The sequence below is a fragment of the Paenibacillus sp. cl6col genome (genome assembly GCF_900102125.1).
GTDB lineage: Bacteria > Bacillota > Bacilli > Paenibacillales > Paenibacillaceae > Paenibacillus_B > Paenibacillus_B suaedae.
On record NZ_FNAZ01000005.1, the window covers coordinates 132,564 to 145,457 of the forward strand.

General features: G+C 38.8%; 14 protein-coding genes and 2 pseudogenes. 13 read left to right on the top strand and 3 right to left on the bottom strand.

Translation table 11 applies throughout. The annotated features are described in order from the left end of the window. Window positions 1–350: 350 nt before the first annotated feature. Together BLS15_RS28575 and BLS15_RS29975 are read left to right on the top strand one after the other, a co-directional pair. The gene (locus BLS15_RS28575; protein ID WP_021252138.1) at window positions 351–1,274 is read left to right on the top strand and encodes a hint domain-containing protein; all 924 of its coding nucleotides are present in this window, start codon (window positions 351–353) and stop codon (window positions 1,272–1,274) included. Window positions 1,275–1,293: 19 nt separating this feature from the next. Then, window positions 1,294–1,542 carry a DUF1871 family protein gene (locus BLS15_RS29975; protein WP_021252137.1) on the top strand — a complete coding sequence of 83 codons (249 nt, stop codon included), beginning with the start codon at window positions 1,294–1,296 and terminating at the stop codon, window positions 1,540–1,542. A 158-nt stretch (window positions 1,543–1,700) separates the two neighbouring features. Here the strand turns inward: BLS15_RS29975 and BLS15_RS29980 are convergent. Then, a pseudogene (locus BLS15_RS29980) lies at window positions 1,701–1,766 on the bottom strand (IS3 family transposase); the annotation flags it as partial. 538 nt (window positions 1,767–2,304) lie between these two features. On the opposite strand from BLS15_RS29980, the gene BLS15_RS29495 reads away from it, so the two are divergent. From BLS15_RS29495 to BLS15_RS14975, 10 genes are all read left to right on the top strand, one after another. Next, the gene (locus BLS15_RS29495) at window positions 2,305–2,766 is read left to right on the top strand and encodes a CPCC family cysteine-rich protein (RefSeq protein ID WP_231515224.1); all 462 of its coding nucleotides are present in this window, start codon (window positions 2,305–2,307) and stop codon (window positions 2,764–2,766) included. 257 nt (window positions 2,767–3,023) lie between these two features. Then, window positions 3,024–3,194, top strand: a complete 171-nt coding sequence (locus tag BLS15_RS29500; protein ID WP_254777347.1) for a hypothetical protein — start codon at window positions 3,024–3,026, stop codon at window positions 3,192–3,194. Next, window positions 3,191–4,081: an RHS repeat-associated core domain-containing protein gene (locus BLS15_RS14935; protein WP_254777348.1), complete on the top strand. Its 891-nt coding sequence runs from the start codon at window positions 3,191–3,193 to the stop codon at window positions 4,079–4,081. The genes BLS15_RS29500 and BLS15_RS14935 overlap by 4 nt, the downstream gene beginning before the upstream one ends. 17 nt (window positions 4,082–4,098) lie before the next feature. Continuing rightward, window positions 4,099–4,410 carry a hypothetical protein gene (locus tag BLS15_RS14940; RefSeq protein ID WP_090512273.1) on the top strand — a complete coding sequence of 104 codons (312 nt, stop codon included), beginning with the start codon at window positions 4,099–4,101 and terminating at the stop codon, window positions 4,408–4,410. A 378-nt stretch (window positions 4,411–4,788) separates the two neighbouring features. Beyond that, on the top strand, window positions 4,789–5,682 hold the full coding sequence (locus BLS15_RS29985) for a polymorphic toxin-type HINT domain-containing protein (protein ID WP_175460779.1): 894 nt from the start codon (window positions 4,789–4,791) through the stop codon (window positions 5,680–5,682). A 5-nt stretch (window positions 5,683–5,687) separates the two neighbouring features. Beyond that, a complete protein-coding gene (locus tag BLS15_RS14955) occupies window positions 5,688–6,233 on the top strand; it encodes a hypothetical protein (protein ID WP_090512288.1) in 546 nt (181 codons plus the stop codon). 151 nt (window positions 6,234–6,384) lie between these two features. Continuing rightward, on the top strand, window positions 6,385–7,161 hold the full coding sequence (locus BLS15_RS14960; RefSeq protein WP_090512291.1) for an RHS repeat-associated core domain-containing protein: 777 nt from the start codon (window positions 6,385–6,387) through the stop codon (window positions 7,159–7,161). A 246-nt stretch (window positions 7,162–7,407) separates the two neighbouring features. Then, the gene (locus tag BLS15_RS14965) at window positions 7,408–7,752 is read left to right on the top strand and encodes a hypothetical protein (protein ID WP_028533809.1); all 345 of its coding nucleotides are present in this window, start codon (window positions 7,408–7,410) and stop codon (window positions 7,750–7,752) included. A gap of 42 nt (window positions 7,753–7,794) precedes the next feature. Beyond that, window positions 7,795–7,980, top strand: coding sequence for a hypothetical protein (locus tag BLS15_RS14970; RefSeq protein ID WP_028533810.1), 186 nt, complete (start codon window positions 7,795–7,797; stop codon window positions 7,978–7,980). A 577-nt stretch (window positions 7,981–8,557) separates the two neighbouring features. Next, complete coding sequence (locus BLS15_RS14975; RefSeq protein ID WP_028533811.1) at window positions 8,558–10,801, top strand: glycoside hydrolase family 78 protein; 2,244 nt, start codon at window positions 8,558–8,560, stop codon at window positions 10,799–10,801. 67 nt (window positions 10,802–10,868) lie between these two features. On the opposite strand, the pseudogene BLS15_RS14980 reads toward BLS15_RS14975, so the two are convergent. Further along, window positions 10,869–10,964: pseudogene (locus BLS15_RS14980) on the bottom strand (IS3 family transposase); the annotation flags it as partial. A gap of 155 nt (window positions 10,965–11,119) precedes the next feature. Between BLS15_RS14980 and BLS15_RS14985 the strand changes: the two are divergent. Then, window positions 11,120–12,127 carry a carbon-nitrogen hydrolase family protein gene (locus BLS15_RS14985; protein WP_028533812.1) on the top strand — a complete coding sequence of 336 codons (1,008 nt, stop codon included), beginning with the start codon at window positions 11,120–11,122 and terminating at the stop codon, window positions 12,125–12,127. 474 nt (window positions 12,128–12,601) lie between these two features. Here BLS15_RS14985 and BLS15_RS14995 read toward each other — a convergent pair whose 3' ends face one another. Continuing rightward, window positions 12,602–12,781: an aspartyl-phosphate phosphatase Spo0E family protein gene (locus BLS15_RS14995; RefSeq protein WP_331281233.1), complete on the bottom strand. Its 180-nt coding sequence runs from the start codon at window positions 12,779–12,781 to the stop codon at window positions 12,602–12,604. Window positions 12,782–12,894 lie beyond the last annotated feature (113 nt).

Sequence of the window (12,894 nt, forward strand, 5' to 3'; positions counted from 1 at the left end):
TACGCAACTTTCTCAAGGGTTTTCTTTTACCCCCACTCAGTGCCGAATGAATCGGGCGGCACGCTCCGAAAGAATTTTACCCTCATCAACTTCGTATAATGTTTTTCTGAAATGTGGACGTACAAGTGAGAAGCGGTGATTAGAAGACAGTCATCGCCCATTTTATCGAGTGTAGGGCGGTTTATTAATGAGGATACGTATGAAGGGGATATCAAGAATCCGCTGAGTTTGAATTTGTATACGTATGTGTACAATAATCCATTAATTCATTTAGACCCTACAGGTAATTTTGTTTATCCAGTTTCTCCGTCTTTAACTTATGCGGTTGATATGGGAATTATTAATCAAATTTGGATGCACAAGTTAAGGGAGGTAAGGCTGTTGCAAAAAATGGGGCTGACTTCCTACTTCTTGATGATATAAATACAATGTTGGATCCTAATAGCTCATTAGGAGATAAGGGACTTGTGTTGTTGGGATTTTTACCTCCGGCAAAATTAATTAAAACAGGAACCAAAGTTAGTAAAGCTGCTGCAAAAGTACTAGCAAAGTGCAATTGCTTTACTGCAGGGACGAAGGTATTAACAGACGAAGGGGAGAAACCTATCGAGGAAATCGAAGTAGGGGATAAGGTTCTCGCTAAGTCTGATGAAACCGGAGAAGTGGCATATAAAGAGGTCGTGGGGCTGTTCCAAAAACAGGCTGACGAAATTTATTACGTCCACATTGGGGATGAAATCATCGAGGTTACGGGTGAGCATCCGTTTTGGTTGGATGGTAAGGGATGGACGTTTGTTAAAGACTTGAAGGTTGGCGACTTGCTTGTTTCGAGTGTCAGTACTAAACTAGCGATAGATAAGATTGAGAAAGAACCTCGCGAAGCAACAGTTTATAACTTTGAGGTTAAGGACTTTAATTCATACTTTGTTTCAAACCTTGGGATTTGGGTGCATAACTGTAATTTAGCAAAGATAGGCGACAGTTTTGGAAAGTCTGGGGTTTTAGTAAACCATCCTGGTACTAGGATTGAGTGGTCTAAGGTTTCCAACCACGGATTAGAGAGAATGGGACAACGTGGAGTAACCCAATCAATGGCAGAGTCTTGGGTGAAAAATGGTAAGGCACTTTCTCAGAACAATGGAAGTAAGCATTTGTTCTTTACCAAAGATGGTGCTGTAGTTGTGGCGACCGATGGAACGCTTGTAACAGCAATCCCAAAAAGTCATTATGATGATGCGTATAAAGCACTTTCTAAATCATTATTTGGTGAATAAAACTTGGTGAGGTGATTTTTTGGTAGAGGAAATAACAAAAATAATAAATGACTGGAATCCCGCTGAAATTTACCCACTACTTCATGATGAATATCAATGTGAGGTTAGTAAAATCGTTGAACTACTCAGCTCTTTTGAATCTAAATCGACCATTTCTAAACAAATATACGACTTATTTGAGAGCTGTTTTGGTAATGAGTTCCGAAAGCCATATCATGAATGTGAAGAAATAACAGAAATATTAATAAATATTCAGTCATCTAAATAAAAATTGATACCTTTAGGGTGGATGAACTGACCCCTGTCAAGTAGACAGTGTAAAAATAGCTCTGGCACCGATCCTTCACTTTTGGTCGGTGCCTTTTTTTATGCTGCTGAAATGACGCTTGTACATCAATGCCGTCATACAGTTTAATTTTTTTGGTATCAATAATTATTGTAGTACTCAATGTATTCCATAATTGCTGCTTCCATTTCTTCGTACGTATTGAATTTCTTGAGGTTTTACATTTCGGATTTCATCATTCCCCAGAATGATTCCATTAGGCCATTGTCTATGACTTGGATACCCTGGACATAATTTGTGCCATTCCTGCATCATCTGGCATTTTCTTGAATGTTCTTTACAACCTACAGGTAATAACAAATGTGCATTTACAGAAACTGCAATGGAATGCGTTGGGGGCGGCAAAGGTGATGGAGGTGGTTCTTCCAGTAACAGCTATGTGGGAAGTACAGTTGTTAGAGGTAACGTTGCACCTCCTCCGAAAATAACACGTGCTTCGCCCAAGGTGAAATTTGAGGTTTCTTGGAATGAAGCAAAATCATTTAACAAACTGAATATTGAAAAGGCAATGAAGCCTCAGGGGACGGGTTATATTGGAAAGTCATATTCAGGTACAAGAAATACCGCTTCTGATTTTACGAGAGGTAATGGTAAGAGTACTCTAACAAAAACACTTTAATGACCATAAAGGTGATTTTGGTTTTACTACTGAGGCTCAATATCTTAAAGGTGCAAGAAATTTTCTTGAGAAATCTCCAACCTCAACAACACAATCTTTTGTTTCAAAAGAAGGCACATATTTTAGGTATGATACAGCAACGAATGAATTTGGAATTATTAATCAGTATGGTGGAATATCAACTTACTATAAGCCAACTGATGGAATTAAATATTGGAAGGAGCAAATCGGATTGTATGCTCCTAAGTGAGAGAGGGTGTGGAAATATGAAGAGATTACAGTGTCCATGTTGCTGTAATTTTACTATTGAAAGTAAGGATGAAGTGGTTGTAGATATTTGCGATGTGTGTTTTTGGCAGTTTGATGTTGTAGCTCATGCTAAGCCCGACATAAACATAGGAGCAAACCATATTTCGTTGAATCAAGCCAGAGAGAATTATAAACAATTTGGCGTATGCAAACTTCAATATAAAAATATGGTTAGAGAGCCGTTGGAAGAAGAATTACCAAAGAATAATATTGAGTAATTTTTATTCAGAAACTTTAAGGTCTGCATACCTATTTTAGGGTTAACAGCATGAAATATCACCTCAATAAACGAATAACACTTACAAAAGAGCAGAGGATTTACTTCTTGACAATTGGTTCGTACAAGACAACCAACAAACCAAACACTAAACAACTTGACTAACACACATGATAAACTTTCAAAGGCTTATTCCACTTGAATGATAAGGAGGAATAAGCCTTTTTGCATGCCTAAAACCAAAGGAGGATAAGAATAATGACAAAGCAGGTACAGGCAACGGCAGCATCACGATTACAGCATCTTATGTCCATGACGATTACGGCAAGCTACTGGCTCGTCAGGTTCCAGGACAAGGTATGCAGTACTACGTATCCAACGGACACGGCGACATTACGGAGATTCGGGATGCACAAGGCAATGTCTTGAACCGCTATACGTACGATATCTGGGGCAATCCATTGGTACAAGAGGAGCGAGTCCCGAACATTTTCCGTTACTCGGGCGAATACTGGGATGCGACAACGAATCTGCAATATTTGCGCGCAAGATGGTATGATCCAAGTGTAGGTAGGTTTATTAATGAGGATACGTATGAAGGGGAACTGGGTAACCCGCTAACGTTGAATCTGTATACGTATGTGCAAAATAATCCGTTGAAATATATCGATCCTAGTGGGAACAGATATATACCGTCAGAGTTGAATTCCATTCTCGAAGCGACTATGAAGATAACTTCTACCGAAAGTAGAGCATATTCATACGCTTATAACTTGTTAAGTCAAGAGTTTGCAGATGTATATGATAATAATCGTTTTAATTATTTGTTTGGTTTATTAACGCAAACAAGTGCATACAAGAATAGTGCAGGAAATGCGGACTGGGCAAGAGCGGAGTTAGCCAAGGATTACAGCAAATGGCATCAGGAAATCTCCTTTGCGGAAGCTTTGGCTTCATTGGGGCCAATAATCGGGGGCATAGGAAAAGCTAGAGAAGTTGGTGGAAAGGGAAGAGCGCTTGGCGGATACACCAGTACTAAGAGTAAAGGATTTAACAAATCATACGATAAACTTTCTAAAAATATACAAGAAAAAGCAGATGCGGCTTTTAAGCAATTCAAGAAAGATCCGGATCATCCAAGTTTGAATTTCGAGTATCTAAATGGTGCTCCAGATGGTAGAAAGTATGTGTCTGCTAGAGTTGATGGTTCCTATCGGGCTTATGGAATAGTTCGAAAAAACGGTGTAATTGAATGGGTTGGAATAAACAACCACGACTATAAGGCCGTCATTAGGGAACTAAATACCGCTTATTGAGTGTAAGGAGGAGTCAAATGGGATGGAAACATATTGTTCTAGAGGCGAATTGTTTCTATGAAGACAACGAAGAGAATCATGATTCAAAATGCTGTAAGGGAAATATAGGTGTTCATTGTTTAACTTACAACCAAGATGGTCATCAAATTTGTCCCAATTTGGTTTTCGGTAAAAGTAGGACATCTGTTATTGCAACCGATAAAGATGGTAATGCAGTGGACTCTTCTACGTTCTGGACGGACGAAAAATTAAGTTCTGAAGAATGGGTGAGAAGAGAAGAAGAATGGTTAGATGAGAAGAGAAGGCAAATGAATATGAATAGTAAGTAATAATTTGGTAAGGGGAAGAACTAGAGAGTATAATGATATGGCTCCTACTTGAAGTAAACAGTTTTATAATTTCAACTGTCCACCGCAAGGCATATCAGAAATCCTCAAGGTCTTTTTTTACCCCATTCCTTGCCGAATGAATCGGGCGGAATGTCTAGAAAGAACCTAATCCTCATCAATGCTGCAGCTGAGATTGAATCTATATCAGAACAATCCGTTGAAATATATCGATCCTAGCGGGAACAGATATATATCTTCCGAGATGGACTCAGCTCTCGTAGGGGCCATGAAGGTAACATCTACCGAAAGTAAAGCATACTCATACGCTTATGACGAGTATGCAGATGTGTATCATGATGGTGGTAATCGCTTGGTTTATTGACTCAAACCAGTGCTTATGAGAATAGTGCAGGAAATGCGGACTGGGCAAGAGCGGAGTTAGCCAAGGATTACAGTAAATGGCATCAGGAAATCTCTTTTGCGGAAGCTTTGGCTTCATTGGGACCAATAATCGGGGGCATAAGGAAAGGAAAAGAAGTTGGTGGAAAGGGAAGAGCGATTGGCGGATGTAACTGCTTCACAGCGGGAACCAAGGTTCTAACAGACGATGGGGAGAAAAATATCGAGGACATTGAGGTCGGAGATAAGGTTCTTTCCAAGAATGAAGAGACGGGTGAGCAGGATTACAAGGAAGTTACGCATCTTTATCGAAATGATAAGGAAGTCATCTATGAACTTACCGTAGGCAATCAAGTCATTGAGACGACCGACAATCATCCTTTTTGGGTTGAAGGTAAGAGTTGGGTACACGCGGCAGACTTGAAGGTGGGGGATAAGCTGCAGCAGAGTAACGGAAATACCTTAACGATTGACAACATTAGGATTGTTAAGCATGATGAAATGGTTAAGGTTTATAACTTTACTGTTGCTGACTTCCATACTTACTTTGTAAGCGATTTGGGGATTTGGGTTCATAATACTGGTTGCGATGTAATGAAGGTTTGGAATTTAGAGGGAACAGGCGATGCAATATCAAAGAAGAATCTAAAAAGCATTATTGAGAATATGAAAAAAAACGGATGGGATGGTGACCCAATAGAGATATATAAAATAAATGGTAAAAGTTTAATTGTAAATGGACATCATAGGGCTAAAGCCGCAAGGCAAGCAGGCATTGAGAATGTACCAGTAAAAACTTTAACAGATAAGGAACTCAAAGATATTTATAACATAACTCCAGAACAGTTGCTTAATGAATATTACGGAAGGTGATTGTAATGGGTTTAGAATCATACAACTTGTTATTGGTTCCACATGACTCCCAAGTTACGATTGAAGATGATATTGTTGATTATGTGGGAGGGAGGAGAATCTCTTTTTCCAAAGCGGTTGAAACTATTTTATCAATAAAAGAGATTCGAGCATATGTGCCACCCGATATAACTGCAAGTAAAAATGCGGAATGTTACTATGCATATTCAGATGCTAAAAGTATTGTTGAGATCGAAATAAACGCCGGAATAGTTGAAAAGGAAGGTATAGAGGAAATTTCGGTGCGTTTTGCGGTAACTAGCAATGAAGAAACATTTGAAGTGGCTGTATTTATTAGCAAGGTTTTGAATGAGCGGCTACGAATGAAAACTATTGATATGCGCCTAAAAGAGGAGATAGATTTAACAAACGACTTTCAAATAAGAAGGAGTCAGAAAGCGTTTGAGCAAAAAAAGCGGATGTTTTACGAAATGTACTCCCTGCCCTATAATTGTATTACTGAACCAATGAACTGCGGAAAAGCATTTTTCGAAGCATTAAGGGGCAAGTAATTTGATATCAAAATGGAATTTCTATAGTTAACCGACCTTGGGGGACACAATCCTCAAGGTTTTTCTTTTATCCCACCCAGTGCCGAATGAATCGGGCGGCATGTCTCGAAAGAACCTAACTCTCGTCAACCCTGTATGATATTTTTCCAATATGGTTGTACGTACGTATAGCATTCAGCAAATTCAGAACAATGCAGCATTTGCGAACTACAGCTATGCCTATGATAACAACCGCAACATCGTAGCGAAGAACGACAATGGAGCAGGGTATCAATTCAGCTATGATCCATTGAACCGAATCAAGACCTCAAGCCAGTTCAACGAAGCATACACGTACGATAATAGGGATAACCGCAGAACCCTGCAAAGCGATCAGGTACCGAACATCAAGGGAGCCAGCTACGCATACGACAGCCGCAACCGTCTGACTCAAGTAACAACGGAAGACGGAAAAGCCGTCAGCTATCGCTACAACGGCGATAACCTGATGGTGGAACGCACCGAAGGCGGCATAACGACTCGTTACTACTATGACGACAGAGCAAAGATCGTAGCGGAGGGCAAGGTAGAAGGCAACGGCAGCGTCACCATTACCGCAGCGTATGTCCATGATTCGACCGGCAAGCTGCTGGCTCGTCAAGTACCAGGGCAGGGGATGCAATACTACGTATCCAACGGACATGGCGACATTACGGAAATCCGTGATACCCAAGGCAATGTATTGAACCGCTATACGTACGATATCTGGGGCAATCCATTGGTTCAGGAGGAACAGGTTCCGAACATTTTCCGTTACTCGGGAGAGTATTGGGACGCAGCAACGAATCTGCAATATTTGCGTGCAAGATGGTACGATCCAAGTGTAGGGCGGTTTATTAATGAGGATACGTATGGAGGGGATATCAAGAATCCGCTGAGTTTGAATTAGTATACGTATGTGGATAATCCGTTGAGATGGCTTGATCCAAGTGGACATATAAAAGATAGTTTTGGGGCGACATTACCGATGCCGAGAGATGCAGAGGAAGCAGCAAAGCTAATTTCACAAGCAAACAAACTGGGCATATGCTCAACAACTCTTCAATAAAATCAGGAAAAGGAACGGGAATGTTATGTAAGGGGTGTATCTCTTATTATTGGAGGAAAACTAGGTGCAGAAATCAAAGATGACAAAATGAAATTATATTATCTCGCAACTTATGGTCAAGGGGGAGAAAACCTATCCTTAACAGGGGGGATTTCCCAAACCAATGATTTAATGGGGGAAATGAGCAGTTGGACAGCAAATGGTGGTGCTTCATATGGGGTCTTTTATCTTGGTGAGGCAAGCATTAAATCGGATTCGAAGTATATGGAATTTTCCAGTGGAGGTGGAATTGGAGCGGCCGCTGAAATTTATCTTCTACCAATATCAGGAGAAAAAGAATATTCAATAACTTGGGAATTATCATTCAATCTCGGTAAAAAGCTGCTATTTTACCATCATATGTGGGTGCACTTAATGCTCAAGAGTGGTTAGATATGATTGGAGGAAAAGGGTGGGAAAAGAAAGGAGTGCTCAATGAGTCCATTTTTATTAATTGGGGTTGTAGCTGTGATTTATTCACTGCTTCAAATTACTATTCCGGATATAATTTTGAGTATGAAACCATTCGGTGTTAAGACACGAGAAGCAGTTAGAGTTGGAGGATTTATAACATTACCAATAGGTATACTAATAATTATAGCTGACTTGGTAATGAATTAAGTTGAACAAGTAAGGTGCATGATGAAATGAAGACCTTGTTGGGATTTTTAGTCCCTTCAAGGTTTTTTCTTTGGTGGATGCCCCACCCAGTGCCGAATAAATCGGGCGGCATGTACTTTACCCAGTATAGTTACTTTGGTAGCTTTGATTTAGACGAGGAAGAGTGGAAAAACAAGAATCACTATGGATAACAAAGTAGAAATTTAAAATTATCAAGGAAAAAGTGAAAGACATTAATTACGCTTGGGGTCTGACAACAAGAGTGAGCCACCAAATTTAAGTAAAGATGCAGATGATTTAAATAAGATTGGACAGGTTTCTTGATACGGTAAAGTCTGACGAAACAGGAGAAATGGAATATAATGGGGTCGTTGGAATGATCTAAATCAAGCAAACGAATCTATTACATCTACATTAAGGATGAAATCATCAAAGTTTATCAACACAAAATCCCTTAACGCTAGTATGGAATCGGCATAATGAAGGGGGGGCTTATCGCTTAGAGAACTGACAGATCAGTGAGGAAAGATAGTGAGCTAATTATTTCAAATTTTCGTTCAGGAGGTAATGAGTTTTCATGCCAAGAGCGCTAAGAGTGATGAAATTTTGCTTAATACTATGCTTTTTTGTTATTTGTTATGTCGGAGTGCATGTCCAAAAGGTAGATGCTTACTCACCGAATTTATCTGAGAGGATGCTTCAACAAGATTCGAAGGAGCTTGTGAGCGAACGAACGGATACCTCCAAGACTTTTCTTCATTCCAATAATTCAAGAACTACATATATTTCATCTCGGCCTATGCATTATAGGACGACGAGCGGATGGAAAGACATTAACAACATCTTTAACATATCAAACAACTCAAAAACCATAGCATATATGAATGAAAATGTGTACGAGTTGGACGTTGCAAGGAAAAATGCAGCACTTCATATCAATTATGTAGGCAGCAATATGGCACTAGAACCGTTGAATACCATCTCAAGTTCTCCGCAAGTGAAACAAAACCGGATTTATTATCCTAATCTGTGGTCGAACGCATCATTTCAATATATTTCACAATATGATCAGATGTTTCTTCAGATTCAGCTTCATAATAAGAAGGCCTCGCAAGAATATGAGTTTAAATTGCAATCTAAAGATCTTATCATATCATCCAAAAGTTCAAGCAGACTGGAATTAACAAATAAATTGAATCATGACGAAGTTTTTCAGTTAGATGGGTTCATTATTGATCGGAAAGGAAAGATACGCGATTCCCAATTTTCTATTAAACATGTGAATGTTAATGAATCGGTAGTCAAAGTCAATGTAAATGATAAGGAATTGGAGTATCCGCTTCAGATTGTAATGATGGCGACACCTGGTATCTCGAAAACGTCATCTCCGGATTATTCCAACAGCAACAAAATATATATAGACACACCAAATTTCCCAATTTCGCTAATTGAAAAAATATCATTTACGAGCCACTCCTTCGAACTAACCCCTGATGGAGATTATTATACATTCAGCAGACCGATGAAGGCATATCTTACGCTAGAGGAATATGAGAATGCAGGTTATACAAATTGTAAGGAAGAACCAGGTCTCGACGGAAGGTTGGTTAAGTACATCGGAAAAACTGCTGATGGCGAACCCAATGAGCTGCACGTTGGGAAAGATGAGCTGAGAACTGCTTGGGGAGGGACTACGGGGAAGTTTTATGGAGCAGCCTTTTACTCTCCATTCATATCGAGTTCTAGCTCTATGACATATGTAGAGGTTGCAATCACTTATACCCCGACAACTAGTTTCGCCCCTATTGTCTCAAATTTAAAGCCGAATAATAATGAGGTAGTAACAGATGATACGATTCATCTGTCATGGACATATTCGGATGCAGAAAATCAACGTCAGTCTGCGTATGAGATCGAAATTTTTAATGGTGACAAGGTCTATATAAAGAAAAAAGAGATGATTAATACGAACTCTTTCGAATTACCACCAAATTCTTTATTGAAAAATTTCCATTATTCGTGGAGGGTTAGGGTATGGAATTGTGATAATCAAGTATCTGAGTATTCAGCCCCTGCGACCTTTTATTGGAAAGAAAAAGAGAAGCCACTAAGAGCCTATGAACTATCGAATCATTTTAAGGATGGGACTATCTTTTTCAACTGGAAATATGAATCTCCTAGTAAGAGCCCGCAATCAGCCTATGAAATCAATGTTTATGATGAAAATGGAAAAGAGTTCTTATCGACGGCCAAAATAAATTTGAATAGAAGCTCCCACTCGGCTGAACTGGGTCTATTTAATACCAAGAAGCAATATAGTTGGGAAGTAAGAGTATGGGATGATAAGAACACTGTGTCGGCATATTCGGAGCGTAGGGCGATTATTTGGGGAGACAAGCTTAAGCCATTGCCTCCTTCTCAGCTACAATCTCGTATCACAAACGGTGCTGTAGAATTCCAATGGAACTATAAATCACCGAAGGACAGCCCTCAAGCTGCATATGAACTCTTGGTATATAATCAAAATGGACAAATTGCTCTCCAAACTGGGCGTATAAGCAGCCAACGTTCTCTTCACACTCTTTTACTTAGCAGTATCAATACAAAAGAAACGTATACTTGGAAAGTGCGGGTATGGGATCAAGACAACGGAGTATCTGACTTTTCATCAATATCAATGCTCGATTTGTATCAAGAAGTAGAATATCATTACAACTCGGATGGAAAGCTCATGTTCATTTATTCGAAGAGCAAAAATAAAAAAATTATAGAATATGTATATGATAAAAATGGTAATCTTCTCAAAGTGATTAGATATTAAATCATAAAATGTACGCCTTGGATTGTTAATACTAAACTAGACAACTTTTTTAGGGTCAATTTTTTTAATCAACTGGGCTCCTATAGCCTAGTGTTCCATGAATTCGGTGTTTATTGTACCCGTTCACATAATCATTTAACTCCAGTTTCAGATGCTGAAGGCTATTTGTACTTCTCTTTGATCAAATTAACAAAAATAGAAAGTGGATGGGTAAAAAATGGAAAGTGGATGGTTACAAATGATTTCTCAAATGTTAATTTGTAGTTAAATAATTATTTGAACTTAAATAATTATAAATAATTACAAAAGGAGAAATTTATTGTGGGGAATTATCCTAAATATCGCGCAGCAGCTGTCCAGGCTGCACCTGTATACTTGGATTTAGATGCAACAGTTGAAAAATCTTGCAAATTGATTGCTGAAGCAGCATCTAATGATGCAAAATTAGTTGCTTTTCCCGAAGCTTTTCTTCCCGGTTATCCTTGGTTTGCATTTATTGGTCATCCAGAATATACAAAAAAATTCTATCATGATCTCTACAAAAATGCAGTTGAGATTCCTAGCTTAGCTATTCAAAAAATAAGTGAAGCAGCTAGAAAACACGAAACTTACGTATGTATTTCTTGTAGTGAAAAAGATGGTGGATCTTTATATTTAACTCAACTATGGTTTAATCCCAAGGGCGATTTAATTGGAAAACATCGAAAGATGAGAGCGTCTGTTGCTGAAAGACTTATATGGGGAGACGGAAATGGAAGCTTGATGCCCGTATTTAAAACGGAGCTTGGTAATTTGGGTGGACTGATGTGTTGGGAACACCAGGTTCCTTTAAATCTGCTTGCAATGAATTCACAAAATGAACAAGTACATGTAGCCTCCTGGCCAGGATACTTTGATGATGAAATCTCAAGCCGGTACTATGCTATTTCAACTCAAACCTTTGTTTTAATGACATCATCTATATATTCGGAAGAAATGAAAAGTATGATTTGTTTAACACCTGAACAAAAAGAATACTTCGATACATTTAAGAGTGGACATACTTGTATTTATGGACCTGATGGAGAACCAATTAGCGATATGATCCCTGCAGAAACAGAAGGAATCGCTTATGCTGATATAGATATAGAGAAAATAATTGATTATAAATATTACATCGATCCTGCTGGTCACTATTCTAACCAAAGCTTAAGTATGAATTTTAATCAAAATCCTACACCTGTTGTTCGTAAGTTTGGAGATAACGAGACTAAGAAAATTACTTATGAGGAAATCAATCTACAGATTGGCAGTCGAAACTTTTCAGGTGAAAATGCTTCCTTTTAATTTTGTCACACTCCCAAAGCAAAGAAGAGCATTAATCTAATAAAGTGAGATGACATGAGAAAGCGTCTTGAACATCGATCAAATAATGTTCAAGACGCTTCTATTTTCATGCACGTGGCATGGGTAAAAGGGTATGTCGTAAAACCCGGCATCTGAACGACACCGATTTGGCATTATCCTATTTTTCGAAACTACTCTGTGATTTTTCACAGACAGGCATGATCGCAATTGGCGGAAGAGACAGAAACATCGCTTGGTAACACACATTTTATTTGTCGCCAATGGAACTGACAAATCCGGCGAAAATTGATTGATCCTGTTTGTCATAGCCGAGACCGAAATGTTGTTCGAAGCGGATTCATCCGCATGAGCAAGAGCAGGTGTTGCTCCGGTCGCAAATCTTAAACCTAATGAGAGAGTGAATACTGCAATACCAAATTCTTTTTCGTGAGCATGTTTTGTAATCCTCTCTTTTTATATTTTAATAGAGGACTTTTTCATGCATCTCTTTTGATGCTCCAGTATGTAAATGTCTAGAAGCTGGCTAATTTGGACGACTTCGTCATCGATAAGATTATTCTTTTGGTTCATGAGGCAGGTTAATTCTTGCCTGAGTCGATCAATTTTATTTAATAGATCATCACAGTATATAATAGTCCGTCACCTCGGATTAGGGGGAATAATGGGGCGCCCTGTCTTTACTATTAGTATACAGTGTGTCTATTGGATTCTAATAAAAGGGATTAAAGGGAAACTTTTTAAAATAA